The following is a 17,678-nucleotide window of genomic DNA, read 5'->3' as shown; positions in this document are numbered from 1 at the left end:
AAACTATGAATAAAAAACGTGTTCTTATCGTCGGCGGAGGGGCCTCCGGACTGATGGCCGCGATCATGGCAGCCCGAGAGGGAGCGGAAGTGACTATTCTGGAACACAACGAACGCCCCGGAAAAAAAATCTGTGCCACAGGAAATGGAAAATGCAATCTTACAAATACCGAAATGCCCGCAGATGCTTTTCGCGGAACCGATGCCGAATTTGTACAGGATGTTCTGAAACAGTTCCCTGTTGCAGAAACGATCCGCTTTTTTACAGAGCTCGGTATATATACCGTTAATAAAAATGGAGGTCTTTACCCCAGAAGTGCGCAGGCATCCAGTGTCACAGATGTCCTCTGCATGGAAGCTCGAAGCCGGAAGGTAAAAATCAAAACCAACGAACATGTAACAAACGTTTTCCGGGAACAGGAAATCTGGAAAGTCCTGACAGAAGGATGGACCTATGAAGCAGATTCGGTAATCCTTGCCAATGGTTCCTGTGCATCCGCTGTTTCCGGTTCTGACGGCAGCGGTTACGAGCTTGCACAAAACCTTGGCCACCAGATCATCAAACCTCTTCCTGCACTGACCGGTCTTCGATGCCAGCCTTCGGCCTCTGGTTACAGCCGCAAACTTCTTTCTCTATGGGCAGGGGTCCGTACAGCAGGAGAGGTGACTGTATTCGTGGATGGAATTCCGGTATCTTCCCAAAAGGGGGAACTCCAGCTTACGGACTATGGCATTTCCGGAATTCCGGTCTTTCAGCTAAGCCGGTATGCGATCCGTGCACTGGAAGATGGCTGTGACGTAAAACTTTCGGTCAATTTTCTCCCCGAATTTTCTCCGGAAGCGCTTCATGCATTTCTTGATTCCCGCCGCAAAAACTGTCCGTACAAAAACGAACCGGAAATGCTTACCGGTCTTTTTCCGGATAAACTGATCAAAGTTCTGTGTCAGACACCGGATCTGGAAAAAGCAATCCATGAATTTCCGCTTCATGTTACCGCAGGACTTGATTTCAAACAGGCACAGGTCTGCTCCGGAGGCGTGGATACTTCTGAAATCAACCCGGAGACTCTGGAATCCAGAATTCACAAAAATCTGTTTTTTGCCGGAGAGCTGATCGACATTGATGGTACCTGCGGAGGATATAATCTGCAGTGGGCATGGTCCAGCGGTGCAGTTGCAGGTCTTCATGCGGCCGTGACGCACTGCAGCATATAAGCTCATTGCAAAATATAATTTTAATCCCCACAATTCAGGAGGAGCGAAATGATTCGAATAACTCAGCTGAAGCTTCCCATTAACCATACACCGGAGGATTTACGGGAGAAAATATCCAGAACCCTCCGATGCGGAAAGCTTCCCTTTCAATATAAAATTACCAGACAATCCCTGGATGCCCGTCACAAAAATGACAAAAAGTTCGTGTATACTGTAGATGTAACTTTCGAGGACGAAAAAAAGATTTCCCGTAGAGTTTACAATAATAATATTATGTCAATTTCTGAGAAACCTTATCATTTTCCGGAACCAGGTACGGAACCTTTGCATCACCGCCCGGTGATTATCGGAAGCGGTCCGGCTGGGATCTTCTGTGCATGGTATCTCGCAAAAGCCGGCTATTGTCCCATCGTACTGGAACGCGGGGAGGAAGCTTCCCGAAGAAAAGAAACCGTAGACCGGTTCTGGAAGAACGGTGTGCTGGATCCTGACTCCAATGTGCAGTTCGGAGAGGGCGGTGCAGGTACTTTTTCCGACGGAAAACTGAATACACTGGTGAAAGACCCTTTCGGCAGAAACACGGAAGTACTGAAACGATTCGTGGAAGCAGGAGCACACAGGGAAATTCTATATCAGCAGAAACCTCATCTCGGTACCGATGTTCTCATCGGCATCGTGGAAACTCTTCGCCGTCAGATTGAAGAGATGGGCGGAACCGTGCGTTTTCGTTCCAAAGTCACAGATCTGAAAATCGAAGACGGCGCACTCTGTGGAGTGGAAATCAATGGAGAAGAAATCCTTCCTGCAGAAATCTGTGTTCTGGCTATCGGACACAGTGCCCGTGATACCTTCCGGCTGCTTCACCGCACAGGTGTATTCATGGAACCCAAATCCTTTGCCGTCGGTCTCCGCATGGAACACCCGCAGTCTATGATCAATGAGGATTTATACGGAGAACCGGAAAATGCGATTCTTGGCGCTGCAAGCTACAAAGTCACTCATACCTGTCAGAATGGAAGAGGGGTTTATTCCTTCTGCATGTGTCCTGGCGGTTATGTAGTAAACGCTTCCTCTGAACCGGGACTGCTGGCAGTAAATGGAATGAGCTATCAGGCCCGTGACGGTGAAAACGCCAACAGTGCTCTGATCGTCACCGTTACTCCACAGGATTTTCCCGAAAACGGCCCATTAGGAGGCATCGAATTCCAGCGCAGACTGGAACGAAAAGCCTGGGAAGCAGGAAATGGCTCCGTACCTGTACAGACCTTCGGCGATTACAAGGCGAACAGGACTACCGAAGCATTCGGAGAAATCCGGCCGAATATCCGCGGATCCTATGCTATGGCCAATGTCCGTTCCATTCTCCCGGAGGAAATCGGAGATTCCATTGAAGAGGGAATTCTTGCATTCGGCACAAAACTGAAGGGATTTGACCGCGAGGATGCACTGTTAAGCGGCGTGGAAAGCCGTACCTCTTCCCCGGTACGTATCGTCCGGAATGAAGAATTTCAGGCAAATATCCATGGTATTTATCCCTGCGGAGAAGGTGCCGGATATGCCGGAGGCATCACCTCTGCTGCTATGGACGGCGTCAAAATTGCCGAAGCCATTTCTAAAAAATACAGAAATTTTTAGGAGAGAGTGTACATCCCTTTCTTTTTATGCTAAAATGGCACCAGGCATTTTATGAGAGCGGCAGGTAAAAGCCATGCCAAATTCAATACGGGAACTGCCACAGGAGCAGCGTCCTTACGAAAAATGTCTCCAGAAAGGAGCATCTTCCCTTACAGACAGTGAACTTCTGGCAGTCATTCTCAAAACCGGCACCACCGGGTGCAATTCCATTGACCTTGCCGCTGAAATACTGCGCACGACCGAACAGTCCTCTTATCCGGGGCTTGCCGGCATCCTTCATCTTTCCGTGAAGGATCTGATGACCATCCATGGAATCGGTCCGGTAAAGGCTGTCCAGCTCAAATGCATCGGAGAACTCTCCAAACGGATCGCCACATCTGTGGCGAAAACACAGCTGTGCCTTTCGCAGCCGCAGACTATTGCCAGATACTATATGGAACAGCTTCGCCATGAGGAAACCGAACGGATTTTGTGCATGATGATGGATACCCATATGCATCTTCTCGGAGAATCCGTTTTGTCATCCGGTACTGTAAACGCCTCTCTGATCACTCCGAGGGAAGTTTTTATCGAGGCACTCCGGTATCATGCAGTAAACCTGATTCTGGTTCATAACCATCCATCCGGAAGTCCTGTTCCAAGCAGTGACGACCTGATGATCACAGAAAAGATTTATTATGCCGGAGAGATGATCGGGATTCATCTGACAGATCATATCATTATAGGGGATCAGAAATATATCAGTTTCAGAGAACAGGGGATTTTTAAAGGATATCAGGATCATTCCGCAGTATAAAAAAATTGAAGGGACAGATTTATGCTGTTTAGAAATACATATGGAATAGACCTTGGAAACAGTACCATTAAGGTATATTCCGCGCTGAGAAACAAGACATTTTTGGAAAAGAATATGATAGCGTCCAGAGGACGTACCATTATCGCCGTGGGCAATGAAGCATATGAAATGTTTGAGAAATCACCAGCCGACATTTCTGTCAGTTCGCCGATGGCTTTTGGTATGATAGCCAATCTTGAGCTGCAGGAGATTACTCTATACTCCATGCTGAAGAAAATCGACCATATCATCGGTTTCGGTTCTGACATTTATTTCTCTGTACCTCTGGATATGACCGCTGTCGAAAAGCGCGCATTTTACCATGTAGCCAATGGTCACTGGCTTCGCAAAAACCGCGTCTTTATGGTAGAAGCACCGATTGCGGATGCCATTGCCATGGGGGTAAATCTTGAAAAAAATGTAGGAAGTATGATCGTAAATATCGGTGCACAGAGTACACAGTTTTCCATTATCGCAGACGGCAGGATCATCATCAGCCGAAAGATTCCCATCGGAGGACGTCAGATGAATGAAGCAATCTGTGCAGAAATCCGTAAGCGATACAGTCTCCAGATCGGTACCAGAACCGGTAAACGTCTGAAATTATTTATGGGCCGTCTCAATGACCAGAGGAAGGAAGCACGAAAAGTTGTGGGAATCGACAGCATATCCGGTCTTCCAAGGGAAGAAGTGATTTCTTCCTATGTAGTCAATGCGGGGATTATGAACTGTGTCAATGAAATTGCGGCCGAAATGAAAACCTTCCTTGAAAGAATTCCGCCGCAGATTTCCTATCAGATCGCCCGGGAAGGAATTTATCTCACCGGTGGAAGTACCAGACTTCCCTATATTGATCATTATCTTGCAAGTTATACCGGTTTTACCTTTAATTTATCCGATTTATACGAAACATCTGCCGTATGCGGGCTCGAAAAGATCATCCGGGACAGGGAGCTGAAAAAATGGGCCCAGTCAATCAAACAGCGCAAACTTTAGGGGTATGATAATACATGAAAAACCTGAAAAAGAAACTACATTTCCGAATTCATTTAAAAAGCAAGCATCTGCTTGTCATTATGACCATGTTCTGTGTAAGTGCTATCGTCGCTACCTTTGCTTCCGGAATTACCACAGCACCTCTGACGAATGCTGCAGGCATGATCCTGATTCCTTTTGAGAACAGTATCAGCAGCATCGGCAAATGGCTTGGCGATGTGCAGAAAAATTTCCAGGACAAGCAGGATCTGATCGCAGAAAATGAAAAACTGCTTGCCGAAATTGACCATCTGACCACACAGAACAACAATCTTCTGCAGGACCAGACAGAACTGGAACGTCTGAAAGAACTGTATAATCTGGATGAAGAGTATTCCGATTATCCCAAAATTGCCGCCAGGATCATCTCCAAAGATCCCGGCAACTGGTATGACAACTTTACCATCAACCGGGGTTCTGAAGATGGAGTCCGCGTGGATAATAATGTTATCGCAGGCAAAGGATTGGTCGGGATCGTCACTGCAGTAGGTCCTCACTGGGCAACGGTACGTTCAATCATAGATGACAGCAGTAATGTGAGTTCCATGACGATCGGAACCTCCGACAACTGTATCGTGACCGGGAATCTGGAACTGATCGATGAAGGCAAGTTAAGCTTTGAGCAGCTCTATGACAAAGAGGGCAAAGTTACGATCGGAGAACGTATCGTGACCTCAAATATCAGTGAAAAATATCTGGAAGGACTTTTTATCGGATATGTCAGCGAAATATGGCAGGAAACCAACAACCTGACGAAAGCAGGAACGATCGTAACACCTGTAGATTTCCAGCATCTCCGTGATGTCTTTGTCATTACCGTTAATAAACAGGACTCTGATTATCAGGGAATGAGCAGCGAAACGGAGGAAAATGCCGATGAAGAGTAAAATTGTTCTCTTTTTTACCATTATCGTCTGTTTCCTGCTGCAGTGCACACTTCTGCACACCATTTCCATCGGGTCCATCACACCGAACCTGATGCTGGTGCTTTGTGTTTCCATGGGACTTATGCGGGGCAGAAAATGTGGAATGTGGACCGGTTTTTTATCCGGCCTTCTCATTGATATGTTCTACGGGTCCCTGTTTGGTTTTTATGCACTGATCTATATGTACTGCGGTTATTTCTGCGGTTATGCATTCCGTATTTATTATGACAATGACATCAAAGTTCCCATGGCACTAACTGCTGCCGCAGATGTTTTATACAATTTTGCCGTATACGCTCTTCAGTTTCTTCTGAGAGGGCGGCTGAGCCTTGGAACTTATGTTGTACGCATCATTCTGCCGGAAATGTTTTATACTGTATTTCTGGCTATGCTCGTTTATCGGGTATTCCACTATATCAACTATCGATTTATGAATGTCACCAGGAAAGAAAGTGAGTCAATTTGGGTTCTAAAATAAAGAAATACATCAAAAAAATACGACTGAAAAGAACAACCATCCTGGCGCTGGTGTTCGTATTTCTGGCCGTGATCCTGATTCAGCAGATTTTTGATCTGCAGATCATTCAGGGTGAGGATTACATCAGCAAATTTCAGACACGTACTACCAAAACACGTGTGATCAAAAGCACCAGGGGAAATATTTATGACCGGAACAAAGAAGTAGTGGCATCCAATGTGCTTTCCTACTCATTAACACTGGAAGATAACGGAAGTTATGAGACAACCCGTCAAAAAAATCTGACCCTGAACAGCATTGCCTATCAGGTCATCAAAATACTGAAAAAAAACGGCGACAGCCTTTCTCATACATTCCACATTTATGTGGACGAAAACGGCGAATATGCCTTTGATGTCGGAGAGGGATTTACCCTGAACCGTTTCCGCGCGGATATTTATGGTCATGCTCTGATCGATGACCTTACAGACGAAGAAAAAAATGCAACTGCACAGGAAATGGTAGAGTACTTAAGCGGCAGCAAGGGATTTTCCATCGTTCTTTACGGGGACAAGGCCTATACAGCCAGTGAACTGGAAGAATACGGGCTTCCGGAACAGCTGTCTGCACAGGAGATCCTGGATATTTCCATTATCCGTTACGAGCTCAACAACAACAGTTTTATGAAATACGTCCCGGTTACTATTGCAACTAATGTAAGCGAAGAATCTGTGGCATCCATCATGGAAAATCAATACAAACTTCAGGGAATCGAAGTAGTAGAGGATTCTATCCGCCAGTACATAGATGACGAAAGCATGGGACCCATACTTGGCTATACAGGTAAGGCTTCCTCTGAGGAACTGGAATCTCTCCGTGAACAAAATTCTGCTTACACCAACGATGCGATCGTAGGTAAAGCCGGAATTGAACAATATATGGAACTGACGCTGCAGGGAACCGACGGCAAGGAAACCGTGTCTGTAGACAATATGGGAAAAGTTCTGAAAATTGACGAAGATACCAAAGTCGATCCTGTTGCAGGAAATGATGTTTATCTCACCATAGACTCCGACTGGCAGAGTGCCACCTATCAGATTCTCAAACAGCGTGTTGCAGGTATTCTGCTGTCCAACATTGAAGCAACCAAAACGTTTGATTATGATGCAGTGACAGATGCCAGCCAGATCCGTATCCCCATCTATGATGTATACAATGCTCTGGTAGAAAACAGCGTGATCGATATCACAAAATTCGACTCGGAGGATGCTTCTGACACAGAAAAAAATTTATATGCCAAATTTCAACAAAAGCAGCAGCAGGTTTTTGATACAATAACAAACAGACTTACCGGCGATAACCTTCCGGCATATAAGGACGAAGATCAACAGGTACAGGAGTATCTCAGTTATATCTGCAATACCCTCCTTCGAGACACCCTGGGTATCATTTCCAAAGATGCCATTGATACTTCAGATGCAACTTACCGCGCATGGGCCGTTGAGGAAGCCATCAGTCTCAAGGAATATCTGAATTATGCGGCAAGTCAGAACTGGATCGATATTTCCAGCATTTCTCCGGAGGGAGAGTATCTGGATTCTGCGGAAGTATACAGTTCCCTGACATCCTATATCATTGATTATCTGAAAACAGATCTTGGTTTTTCCAAGCTCCTGTACAAATATATGCTTCAGGAGGACAGTATCTCGGGGCAGGAACTCTGTCTGGTGCTGTATGAACAGGGTGTTCTTTCCAAAGACGACGGTGTATATGAATCCCTTGCCTCCGGTACCGTGGGTGCTTACGATTTTATGATCAATAAAATTGCCAATCTGGAAATAGAACCGGCTCAGCTTGCTCTGATGCCATGTTCTGCATCGGCCGTTGTCACAGATGTTCATACAGGAGAAGTACTGGCATGTGTATCGTATCCCGGATATGACAACAACAGACTGACCAATAATATGGATACTGCTTATTATTCCAAGCTTGCCACCGATCTGTCCAGTCCGTTTTTCAACAAAGCCACACAGCAGACAACTGCCCCCGGTTCTACGATGAAGCTTCTTTCTACCATCGCAGGTATGATGGAAGGTGTCATCGATGATGATACTTATATCGAATGTACCGGTGAATTTGATTATGTGGAGCCTTCCATTTTCTGCTGGAACAAAAACGGACATGGTTCCATTGAAATCCGTACAGCGATTCAGGAATCCTGCAACTACTTTTTCAATATGGTCGGTTTCCAGCTGGGTAAGACAGGCGATAACGAGTTTTCGGAATCCTTAAGTCTGTCCAAGCTTCAGCAGTATGCGTCCATGCTGTATCTGGATCAAAAAACCGGAATCGAACTTACGGAGGCAACTCCTCATGTATCCGATACAAACGCAGTTCCTTCCTATATGGGACAGGGTACTCATCTTTACACGACGACTCAGCTTGTACGATACGCGACGACCCTGGCCAATTCCGGAACTGTTTTTAAACTGAGTCTTCTGGATAAAGTGACAGATTCCAACGGAACTGTCCTTGAAGACTATACCCCGAAGATTGAAGATACTCTGGATATTCCGGATAACGTATGGGATGATATTCATGACGGTATGTACCGCGTAGTTCAGACACATGATCAGTTCAACGGTCTCGGTATTGATGCTGCCGGCAAGACCGGTACAGCCGAACTGGATCTCCGTCATCCAAACCACGGTCTGTTTATCGGCTATGCACCTGCTACAGACCCGGAATATGCCATCTGTGTCCGCATTGCCAATGGTTATTCCTCTGGTAATGCTTGTCTTGCAGCCAATGATATTTTTAAATACATCTTTGAATTAGCAGATGAAGAGTCTATTCTGACAGGTTATGCTTCCAGTGATGTCAGCACGACCTCCAATGACTAATAAAACCTTCAGAGAATACCAGAAATTTGGAACATTTTTTTAGGAGGAATGGAAAACATGAGTGAAGTCATTGTCATCACATCCGGCAAAGGCGGCGTGGGAAAAACAACCACCGTTGCAAACATTGGAACCGGACTGGCCATGATGGGAAAAAAAGTAGTAGTAGTGGACACCGATATCGGTCTGCGTAACCTGGATGTCGTTCTGGGACTGGAAAACCGTATCGTCTATAACCTTGTAGACGTAGTAAACGGAAGCTGCCGGCTGAAACAGGCACTGATCAAGGATAAACGTCATCCGGAACTGTTTCTTCTGCCGTCGGCCCAGACCAAAGACAAATCTGCGGTTTCTCCGGAACAGATGATCAAACTGACAGAACAGCTCCGCGAAGATTTTGATTTCGTACTTCTGGATTGTCCTGCCGGAATTGAACAGGGATTCCGCAATGCCATCGCAGGTGCCGACAAAGCCCTGGTTGTCACGACACCGGAAGTATCTGCCATCCGCGATGCTGACCGGATCATCGGACTTCTGGAAGCCCACGAAATTCGTGATATCCATCTGATCATCAACCGTCTGCGTCCGGATATGATTGCCCGCGGAGACATGATGTCTGTTGATGATGTGATCGAGATTCTCGCAGTTGATCTGATCGGAACGCTTCCGGATGATGAACAGATCGTCATTGCAACAAATCAGGGAGAACCTCTTTCCGGCAAAAATTCAAAAGCCGAGGAAGAATATCGCAATATCTGCAAACGTCTCCTTGGAGAAGAAGTTCCATTTATGGATATCCGGCAGAAAAAAGGAGTCTTCACAAGACTTGGAAGTATCTTCCATAAATAAAATAACAGATCAGACAGGAGGGTAACCCATGAATGTCTTTCATCATGTCAGAAAACGCTCGGCCGGGTACGCAAGAGACAGAATGAAACTGCTCCTGGTCTCAGAACGCATCGACTGCTCTCCGCAAATGATGAAAATGCTTCGAAATGATCTCATACATACGGTAAACAAGTATGTTCTGATAGACGAAGAACAGGTACACCTGAAGATCACACAGGAGCCTCCTGTGCTTTATGTCAAAATACCTGTACAGATGAAAAGGAATCGATTGGAAAATGATTAAACAGTATAAGCTTCGTTTTTACAATTTCAGACTGGTGTTTTTCCTGCTGCTGCTCAGCGGATTCGGAATCCATCTGGTTGGAATTGCTTCCTCTGACCTGAAGTCCAAACAGCTTCTCGGCGTCATCATGGGAGTAATTCTCATGGTGATCTTATCCCTGATGGATTATTCCTGGATCATGAACTTTCAGTGGATTATGTATTTTTTTAATATTTTCATGCTGCTGGCAGTTCGTCTGTTTGGGGATTCCGCAAATGGAGCTGCACGCTGGATTGATCTTGGATTTATCCGTTTTCAGCCGACGGAGCTTTCAAAAATTATTATTATTGTATTTTTTGCAAAATTTTTTATGGACCATGAGGAAGACCTGAACACCTTCCGTACCATTATTCAGGCAGCTGCACTTCTGGTTGTTCCGCTCTTTCTCATATATAGCCAGCCGGATATGAAGAACACCATTACAGTTGCGGTCCTGTTCTGTATCCTGATCTACATTGCAGGCCTGAGTTATAAAATTATCGGCGGTGCTTTTCTCATTGCCATACCACTTCTGATTGTTTTTCTCAGTATCGTGGTACAGCCCGACCAGAAACTGATCAAGGATTATCAGCGCGACCGTATTATGTCATTCCTGTATCCGGAAAACGAAGAATACTCTGATGACATTGAACAGCAGAATAACTCCATGACAGCCATTGCATCCGGAGAGCTGATCGGCAAAAGGCTCTCCGGAGAGGACGAGGGGACTTCTGTAAATGAAGGAAACTTTGTGGCCGAAAATCAGACTGACTTTATTTTTGCAGTGGCGGGAGAGGAGTATGGTTTTATCGGCTGTACCGCGCTCATTCTTCTGCTTCTTATGATTGCTCTGGAATGTATCGGAATAAGCCTTCGTGCCAAAGATCTGGCCGGTAAGATCATCTGCTGCGGCGTTGGAACCCTTGTGGCGATACAGGGAACCATCAATATTATGGTCGCAACCGGGATGGGACCGAATACCGGTACCCCCCTTCCCTTTGTCAGCTATGGACTGACATCCCTTGTCAGTATGTTTATCGGTATGGGACTGGTCCTGAATGTCGGTCTGCAGAGCAGTGCATACAATAAGGAACTACAGAAAAAGAACACCTATAAGAAAGAGGAATATCTATGAATCGCACAACATCCAAAAACAGTGCCAGAGCCGCCAGAATTCGACGTCGTAAACGCAAAAGAATCATGAAGACCATTCTTCTGCTTCTCCTTATGGCAGTTCTTGCAGGCGGAGGCGGGTATCTTGTCTATACCCTGAATATGGGAGCACTTGCCGAACTTCCGGAAACCTTCCGTGCTTCCAGAGAATTTTCCGGTTCCGATCTGTCTGTAGATCAGAAACGCGCCAAATCCTTTGCAGCAGATTTATGTGTCGTGGAAGAAGATGTTCCTCTTGATTCTGTCTCCCTGGAAAGCGGTCAGTCAGGCCTTCTCTTTGATCTTTCCAACAAGAAAGTTCTTTATTCCAATGGAACTTATAACCGTGTCTATCCTGCCAGTATCACAAAGATTATGACTGCCATGCTGGCTCTGAAATACGGCAATGTGGATGAAACGGTTACCATTACACAGGAGAACGTGACACTTGAGGAAGGTTCTCAGGTATGCGGATTTCAGGCAGGAGATAGACTGACCCTCGATCAGCTGGTCCACTGTCTTCTTGTTTATTCCGGCAACGATGCGGCTTCTGCCATTGCGGAATATGTGGGAGGGTCTACTTCCAATTTTGTAGACATGATGAATTCTTATGCAGCAAAACTCGGCTGTACAGGAACCCATTTCACCAATCCTCACGGACTTCAGGATGAAAACCATTACACCACACCCTACGACATTTATCTGATGCTGAAAGAAGCACTGAAATATCCGGAGTTTACGGAGATCACACAGCTGCCATCCTATACTGTGGAATATACCCGGGCAGATGGCTCTCAGATGGCCACCTACCTTGATGCAACGGATCATTATCTCACCGGAGAGGCAAGCACTCCCAGAGATGTTACGATCCTGGGAGGAAAAACCGGTACCACCAGTGAAGCAGGCAACTGCCTGGCTCTTCTTTCCCAGAATGCATATGGAAATCCCTATATTTCCATCGTCATGGGAGCTTCCAGTAAGGAACTTTTGTATCAGCAGATGAGTTCCCTGCTCGTTAATATCAATGGAAATTGACACAAATTCCTGAAGAATTCATCTGATCATTGACAGGAGAGAAGCAGTGCAGAAAAAACTCCATATACGTGTCGGATGTGCGGTGATCCTCTGTGTGATCACCGCTATTATCATCCGTGATTATTCTTTTTCATTTTGTTCCTGCAGAAATCGTTACCGATGCCAAAATTGAAGATTTTGCCGGTGACTGGTCTGGCAGTCAGGTATCCGCTTATGGTATGACAGCACCTCTCGAAATGATGGAAATCGAAAAACTGAAACTTGGAATCAAGGATAACCTTGTTACTTTCACACTTGGAGGTGGAATGCTTTTCGGCAAGTACGAAATTGCAGACCTGGAAGGAGAATTCAAAGATGGAGTTCTGACATTTACCACTCCGGCTGAATATGAATATTCCGAAGACAGTGTATGGAACATCCGGTTACATGAAGACGGCACATTAAGTCTGTCTTACACAGTTATGGATGAAGAATTTATTTTCTATCTCGAACCGGCTGTGGAAGAAACCGAAGAGTCTGCAGAAGACACAGCTTCTGAAGAAACAACCGAAGAAGCGACTGAAGAAGCAGCAGAATAATAGCTGCATTCCTCAATGGTCCGGATACATCTGTAAGTAAAGTTATCAGGTGATTTTTACACATTTTTACACCAGGCTGTATTGCATATTGCAGCCTGGTGTATTACTTTTATATCAAAGAAAACTACTTTGCCTTTTTTATGATATAAAAATCACAATAGTTCTTCATATCACAGGAAAATTCGTTACATTTTTCTATGACATAAAAATCACTCTCGTTTTTCATTCCACAGGAAAATCCTATACATTTTTCTATGAAAAAAATCACAATACTTTTTCATAACAAAATCATTTTCCTATGGAGAAATCTGCAAATCTATGATAGGATAAATCGAATAAAAAAATATACCACCTGGAGGAATTACAAATGAAAATTGCGGTAACCTATGACAACGGAGAAGTATTTCAGCATTTTGGAAGAACAGAACATTTTAAAGTATATGAAGTAGAAGATCAGCAGGTTTTATCCAGTACGATCATCGATTCCAACGGCACTGGACATGGAGCACTGGCAGGTCTTCTTGCAAACGAAGGAATTCAGGTACTGATCTGCGGCGGAATCGGCGGCGGTGCTCAGACTGCGCTTACGGAAGCCGGAATTGAACTGATTGCAGGAGCGTCTGGGAATACAGATGAAGTAATCGAAACTTATTTAAAAGGAGAACTCGTTTCCACAGGTTCCAACTGCCATCATCATGATCATGAAGAAGGTCATTCCTGCGGAGAAAATGGCTGCGGCGGACACGGAGAGGGCCATTCCTGCGGCGGATGCGGAAATCATCTCACACTGGAAGGAAAAAATGCCGGCAAAACATGCCGTGTACATTATAAAGGCACCTTCAACGACGGTACCCAGTTTGATTCCTCCTATGACCGCGGAGAACCGCTGGAATTTGTCTGCGGTGCCGGCATGATGATCAAAGGTTTTGATTCAGCTGTTGCTGATATGGAAATCGGACAGATCGTAGATGTTCATCTCAACCCGGAAGAAGCATACGGCATGCCGGATCCCAATGCAATCCTGACCTTTGAGATTGCCAACCTGCCGGGTTCCGAAGACCTGACAGTAGGACAGCAGGTTTATCTGACAAATGCCATGGGACAGCCATTCCCGGTAAAAGTCACAGCAAAAACAGACAGCACCATCACTCTCGATGCCAACCACGAGATGGCAGGAAAAGAACTGAACTTCCGGATTGAACTTGTAGAAGTTAAATAAAGACAAAGTGCTGATATAAATGTGCCAGGCAGGAAAAGCTTTGACATCAGTTGTCGTTGTTATTCCTGCCTGGTATCATTCAGCCAATTGAAAAAAGTTAAAGCAATCTTTTACGGTGAACAGGTTTTTATTCTAAAAATGATTTTAAACCATCTCCAGTATATTCTTCTCATCTACAAATTTCCCTGAATAACACTTCACAATATTCATCTCCACACAAAATCAGAACTGAGGATTGAAACTGAGGAATAATGATAAAAATTTAAAAAAATTTCCGTCCATTACATTAATATGTAATCAGAAAACATTCATGTCATCAGAAAGCATCCAACGGAGGTAAAGAGTATGAAGTACATCGTAATCGATCTTGAAATGAATCCCATATCCACAAAATATAAACAGGAACATCATATCTGCTCACAGGAAATTATCCAGATCGGAGCCGTTTTACTGGATGAAAAATTCCAGGAAATCAGCAGTTTTGCTACACTTGTGAAGCCGCAATTCAATAACCGAATCTGGAAAAACTATGAAAAACTGACAGGAATTACTACCAGTATGGTGAAATCTGCGCCCTGTTTTGAAGAAGCCTTAAAAGCATTCGGCTCCTGGTATTCCCATATCCACGACCAGGTTCAGTTCATTCAGTGGAGTACAAGCGACCAGACACAAATGAAAAGAGAAATCCAGTTAAAAAAAATCCAGCCGGATTCACCCGAACTATCCTTTATAAATGAAAAATGGGCAGATCTGCAGGCAGAATATGTAAATACTCTAGGAATGGATCGCAGTATCTCTTTATCTGATGCTGTTATGTTTGCAGGAGAAGACTTCAAGGGCCATGCACACGACGCATTAATCGATGCACGCAATACTGCATATGTACTAAGCGTCCTCCGAGATGAGAAGAAATGTGAAAAAACGCTTCACTCTGTTATAGATGTATTCAAGCCCAAAACAAATTGCTTATTAGGTGACTTGTTTGATTTCAGTTCTCTTTGTCTTCAATTGTAAATTTCTCTGCAAAAAAGGACAATTGCATTCGCATTATCTGATGCGAAGCATTGTCCTTTTTCTTTGGCAATTTTATGTATGTTCCAGCTACAGTGAATTATAATGCAACAGCTATTTTCTCCTGGAATGCTGCTGGAATTTCTTCTTTATCAAGAGAAATGCTGATAACGATAGATACTCCAAACTTGGTTCCAATGGCATCAAGCTGTTCAAGTGTACCGGTGACATCCTGATCTTCCAGTTTCGCAATCTTCAGGAAGCTGTCGAGATATATCTGCTCAAGGTCATGATCCTGAGAAATGATACCGCAGATAAATCCAATGAATTCATCAGAATTTTTCAGTGGATAACCGGAAACATCAATCAGACGGACCTTATTGTTCAGCTCATACATATGCTTCGTGCTCTTGTCTAAGTAAACAATGCTGCCATTTGCGTCTTTAATCGCGCCGTTCACTCTGTCTAACAGTACTTTTGTTTTGCCCTTGCCTTTCTTTCCTACAATCAGTTCAACCATCCTGTTTTTCCTCCTTAGACACATATAATATTAATTTTGAACAAATTCTTTAATTAATATGTTTCAATTATAGTGCATTTTATCTTAAAATTCAATCACTAATTTAAAAAATATCACAATAATTTTTTTACTGAAAAAAAGTGCCTGTTTTCCTTTTCTTTATGATGATTTCATCGGATTTTTACTTTTTATATATTTATACAAGCGTAATTCATATGATTTCAAATATCAAAGAAGAGCAGAATTTCTTATTTCTCCTCCCTGAGCCTTACCGCAGTGGCCGCCTGGCGCCGTCTGGCGTCGTCTAAGGCCGCGTAATGCTTCTTGGTAGTATTTACATCTCTATGGCCAAGAACGTCCGCTACAAGGTAAATATCGCCTGTTTCCTGATAAAGGGCAGTGCCATAGGTACTGCGCAGCTTATGCGGGGTAATCTTTTTGGTTGTCGTAACCTGACGGGCATATTTTTTTACCAGATTTTCTACTGCCTGAACACCGATCCGACGTCTCTGGGCAGAATAGAAGAGAGCGTGTTCATGGCCGGGCAGGGGAGTAATCCCTTCCCGGACTTCCAGATAGCGTTTCAAAGCTTTTTCTACTTCCGGCCCAAAATAAACAATCATTTCATTTCCGCCTTTTCTTGTCACCTTGATTCCATTGTTCTTAAAATCCACATCCTCAACATCCAGGCCCACGCATTCGGAAACACGGATACCAGTGCCAAGAAGCAATGTAACCACAGCCAGATCCCGTTCTTTTGTTTTTTCATAGAACACACGTTTCTGTCCGGTAAGCTGATCACCACAGTGTTCAATATAATCCAGAAGTATGGCGACTTCATCGGCATCAAGACGGATGATGCTTTTATCATGAACTTTTGGCGTATCGATCAGTACGGTGGGATTTGTCTGAATCATTTCATGTTTATAATAATAAGCATAAAAACTGCGAAGAGCAGAAATTTTTCGTTTTAATCCACGTTCCCCGTTTGTTTCGGTTTTTTCCCCGTTTTTGTAAACTTTCAGATATTCTTCGTATTCCTCGATATCAACCGCCTTGAGCTGATCCAGAACATCGACCGTGAAATCCGTCATGGAATATTCCTTAAATGCCGGATTGGAGTCCAGGAGAAACTGAAAGAAAATCCGGATATCATAGGCATAGGAAATCCGGGTTTTCGTGGTCGTAGTGGATTCCATAGCCCGAAAATAGTCCCTGCAAAACGGCGGCAAACTTTTCAGAACTTCACGTAATCTGAGAGTATTGTCTATATCAGTTTTTTCACGATAGGTCATTTTTGAATCCATAAAATAATTTCTCCTTTTTTTCTGTAATATGGTAAATCCGATAAATCTATAGAAAGTGTAGCATATCCCGGTCTTTTCTGCAATATCTATTTGAAAAACTCGGGTTTGTCGTATAGATATACTTCTGTTTCAAAAAGGCGAATTTGCCCGTTTTTTGCTTATGATAAAATGAGCCAACCTTTTTATAAGATTGACTCATCAAGAATTATGGTAAACGGACCATCATTTTCTAATGTAATTTTCATATCTGCACCGAAAATTCCATGCTGTACTACCGGAACTGTTCTGGATGCTTCCCGAATCATATATTCATACAATTCCTCAGCCTGATCCGGTGCGCCGGCCTCAATAAAGCTTGGCCGATTGCCTTTTTTACAGTTCGCATATAACGTAAATTGTGACACGATCAAAAGCTCCCCGTTCACATCACTCAGGGATAAATTTGTTTTTCCCGCTTCATCCTCAAAAATTCTCAGTCCAAGAAGCTTCTTCAGGTATTTATCAGCAATCTCTCTGGTATCGTTCTTTCCAACACCAACAAAAACCAGAAAACCCCTGCCTATTTTGCCGACACTTTCACCGTCGACTCTGACTTCCGCATGATTCACACGCTGTATTACTAACTTCATCTTCAAAATCCTCTTTTAATCATCGTGCAGTTAACATAACAATACATTATGCCAACTACACGATGATTATCCCTT

General features: G+C 44.1%; 17 protein-coding genes. 14 read left to right on the top strand and 3 right to left on the bottom strand.

Going from position 1 to position 17,678, the window contains the following annotated elements:
* Nucleotides 1-5: 5 nt before the first annotated feature.
* From ACTNEW_RS03530 to ACTNEW_RS03465, 14 genes are all read left to right on the top strand, one after another.
* Complete coding sequence (locus ACTNEW_RS03530; RefSeq protein WP_441057999.1) at nt 6-1,214, top strand: NAD(P)/FAD-dependent oxidoreductase; 1,209 nt, start codon at nt 6-8, stop codon at nt 1,212-1,214.
* 48 nt (nt 1,215-1,262) lie between these two features.
* Nucleotides 1,263-2,849 (top strand): NAD(P)/FAD-dependent oxidoreductase, encoded by a 1,587-nt coding sequence (locus tag ACTNEW_RS03525; protein ID WP_441057997.1) that lies wholly within the window; start codon nt 1,263-1,265, stop codon nt 2,847-2,849.
* 73 nt (nt 2,850-2,922) lie between these two features.
* On the top strand, nt 2,923-3,645 hold the full coding sequence (gene radC, locus ACTNEW_RS03520; protein WP_441057995.1) for a RadC family protein: 723 nt from the start codon (nt 2,923-2,925) through the stop codon (nt 3,643-3,645).
* Between the two features lie 21 nt (nt 3,646-3,666).
* The gene (locus ACTNEW_RS03515; RefSeq protein ID WP_441057993.1) at nt 3,667-4,680 is read left to right on the top strand and encodes a rod shape-determining protein; all 1,014 of its coding nucleotides are present in this window, start codon (nt 3,667-3,669) and stop codon (nt 4,678-4,680) included.
* 14 nt (nt 4,681-4,694) lie between these two features.
* Nucleotides 4,695-5,606: a rod shape-determining protein MreC gene (mreC, locus tag ACTNEW_RS03510; RefSeq protein WP_441057990.1), complete on the top strand. Its 912-nt coding sequence runs from the start codon at nt 4,695-4,697 to the stop codon at nt 5,604-5,606.
* Nucleotides 5,596-6,123 (top strand): rod shape-determining protein MreD, encoded by a 528-nt coding sequence (gene mreD / locus ACTNEW_RS03505; RefSeq protein ID WP_441057988.1) that lies wholly within the window; start codon nt 5,596-5,598, stop codon nt 6,121-6,123. Before mreC ends, mreD begins: the two co-directional genes overlap by 11 nt.
* Nucleotides 6,108-9,005 (top strand): penicillin-binding transpeptidase domain-containing protein, encoded by a 2,898-nt coding sequence (locus ACTNEW_RS03500; protein ID WP_441057985.1) that lies wholly within the window; start codon nt 6,108-6,110, stop codon nt 9,003-9,005. The genes mreD and ACTNEW_RS03500 overlap by 16 nt, the downstream gene beginning before the upstream one ends.
* A gap of 57 nt (nt 9,006-9,062) precedes the next feature.
* Entirely contained in the window at nt 9,063-9,851 is a 789-nt protein-coding gene (gene minD, locus ACTNEW_RS03495) for a septum site-determining protein MinD (protein WP_441057982.1), read from the top strand.
* A gap of 28 nt (nt 9,852-9,879) precedes the next feature.
* Nucleotides 9,880-10,134 (top strand): cell division topological specificity factor MinE, encoded by a 255-nt coding sequence (gene minE / locus ACTNEW_RS03490; RefSeq protein ID WP_441057979.1) that lies wholly within the window; start codon nt 9,880-9,882, stop codon nt 10,132-10,134.
* On the top strand, nt 10,127-11,287 hold the full coding sequence (locus ACTNEW_RS03485) for an FtsW/RodA/SpoVE family cell cycle protein (RefSeq protein WP_441057976.1): 1,161 nt from the start codon (nt 10,127-10,129) through the stop codon (nt 11,285-11,287). Before minE ends, ACTNEW_RS03485 begins: the two co-directional genes overlap by 8 nt.
* On the top strand, nt 11,284-12,339 hold the full coding sequence (locus ACTNEW_RS03480; protein ID WP_441057973.1) for a D-alanyl-D-alanine carboxypeptidase family protein: 1,056 nt from the start codon (nt 11,284-11,286) through the stop codon (nt 12,337-12,339). Before ACTNEW_RS03485 ends, ACTNEW_RS03480 begins: the two co-directional genes overlap by 4 nt.
* A 116-nt stretch (nt 12,340-12,455) precedes the next feature.
* Nucleotides 12,456-12,917: a hypothetical protein gene (locus tag ACTNEW_RS03475; protein WP_441057971.1), complete on the top strand. Its 462-nt coding sequence runs from the start codon at nt 12,456-12,458 to the stop codon at nt 12,915-12,917.
* A gap of 367 nt (nt 12,918-13,284) precedes the next feature.
* Entirely contained in the window at nt 13,285-14,136 is an 852-nt protein-coding gene (locus ACTNEW_RS03470; RefSeq protein WP_441057968.1) for an FKBP-type peptidyl-prolyl cis-trans isomerase, read from the top strand.
* A gap of 345 nt (nt 14,137-14,481) precedes the next feature.
* On the top strand, nt 14,482-15,150 hold the full coding sequence (locus tag ACTNEW_RS03465) for an exonuclease domain-containing protein (RefSeq protein ID WP_441057965.1): 669 nt from the start codon (nt 14,482-14,484) through the stop codon (nt 15,148-15,150).
* Between the two features lie 97 nt (nt 15,151-15,247).
* Here the strand turns inward: ACTNEW_RS03465 and ACTNEW_RS03460 are convergent, their stop codons facing one another.
* From ACTNEW_RS03460 to dtd, 3 genes are all read right to left on the bottom strand, one after another.
* A complete protein-coding gene (locus ACTNEW_RS03460) occupies nt 15,248-15,667 on the bottom strand; it encodes a twitching motility protein PilT (protein WP_441057962.1) in 420 nt (139 codons plus the stop codon).
* A 248-nt stretch (nt 15,668-15,915) separates the two neighbouring features.
* The gene (locus ACTNEW_RS03455) at nt 15,916-16,974 is read right to left on the bottom strand and encodes a tyrosine-type recombinase/integrase (RefSeq protein ID WP_441057959.1); all 1,059 of its coding nucleotides are present in this window, start codon (nt 16,972-16,974) and stop codon (nt 15,916-15,918) included.
* A gap of 182 nt (nt 16,975-17,156) precedes the next feature.
* Complete coding sequence (dtd, locus tag ACTNEW_RS03450; protein WP_441057956.1) at nt 17,157-17,603, bottom strand: D-aminoacyl-tRNA deacylase; 447 nt, start codon at nt 17,601-17,603, stop codon at nt 17,157-17,159.
* Between the last annotated feature and the right edge of the window lie 75 nt (nt 17,604-17,678).

Origin of the sequence: Blautia sp. HCP3S3_G3, assembly GCF_052063365.1 — a bacterium.
GTDB lineage: Bacteria > Bacillota > Clostridia > Lachnospirales > Lachnospiraceae > Blautia_A.
This window is presented reverse-complemented; position numbering and strand designations above follow the sequence as displayed.

Bases quoted from the DNA above. Each gene is read 5' to 3' on its own strand.
- dtd (WP_441057956.1), bottom strand. From the start codon at position 17,603: ATGAAGTTAGTAATACAGCGTGTGAATCATGCGGAAGTCAGAGTCGAC.
- radC (WP_441057995.1), top strand. From the start codon at position 2,923: ATGCCAAATTCAATACGGGAACTGCCACAGGAGCAGCGTCCTTACGAA.
- mreC (WP_441057990.1), top strand. From the start codon at position 4,695: ATGAAAAACCTGAAAAAGAAACTACATTTCCGAATTCATTTAAAAAGC.
- mreD (WP_441057988.1), top strand. From the start codon at position 5,596: ATGAAGAGTAAAATTGTTCTCTTTTTTACCATTATCGTCTGTTTCCTG.
- minE (WP_441057979.1), top strand. From the start codon at position 9,880: ATGAATGTCTTTCATCATGTCAGAAAACGCTCGGCCGGGTACGCAAGA.
- ACTNEW_RS03515 (WP_441057993.1), top strand. From the start codon at position 3,667: ATGCTGTTTAGAAATACATATGGAATAGACCTTGGAAACAGTACCATT.
- ACTNEW_RS03525 (WP_441057997.1), top strand. From the start codon at position 1,263: ATGATTCGAATAACTCAGCTGAAGCTTCCCATTAACCATACACCGGAG.
- ACTNEW_RS03485 (WP_441057976.1), top strand. From the start codon at position 10,127: ATGATTAAACAGTATAAGCTTCGTTTTTACAATTTCAGACTGGTGTTT.
- ACTNEW_RS03465 (WP_441057965.1), top strand. From the start codon at position 14,482: ATGAAGTACATCGTAATCGATCTTGAAATGAATCCCATATCCACAAAA.
- ACTNEW_RS03480 (WP_441057973.1), top strand. From the start codon at position 11,284: ATGAATCGCACAACATCCAAAAACAGTGCCAGAGCCGCCAGAATTCGA.
- minD (WP_441057982.1), top strand. From the start codon at position 9,063: ATGAGTGAAGTCATTGTCATCACATCCGGCAAAGGCGGCGTGGGAAAA.
- ACTNEW_RS03530 (WP_441057999.1), top strand. From the start codon at position 6: ATGAATAAAAAACGTGTTCTTATCGTCGGCGGAGGGGCCTCCGGACTG.
- ACTNEW_RS03455 (WP_441057959.1), bottom strand. From the start codon at position 16,974: ATGGATTCAAAAATGACCTATCGTGAAAAAACTGATATAGACAATACT.
- ACTNEW_RS03460 (WP_441057962.1), bottom strand. From the start codon at position 15,667: ATGGTTGAACTGATTGTAGGAAAGAAAGGCAAGGGCAAAACAAAAGTA.
- ACTNEW_RS03470 (WP_441057968.1), top strand. From the start codon at position 13,285: ATGAAAATTGCGGTAACCTATGACAACGGAGAAGTATTTCAGCATTTT.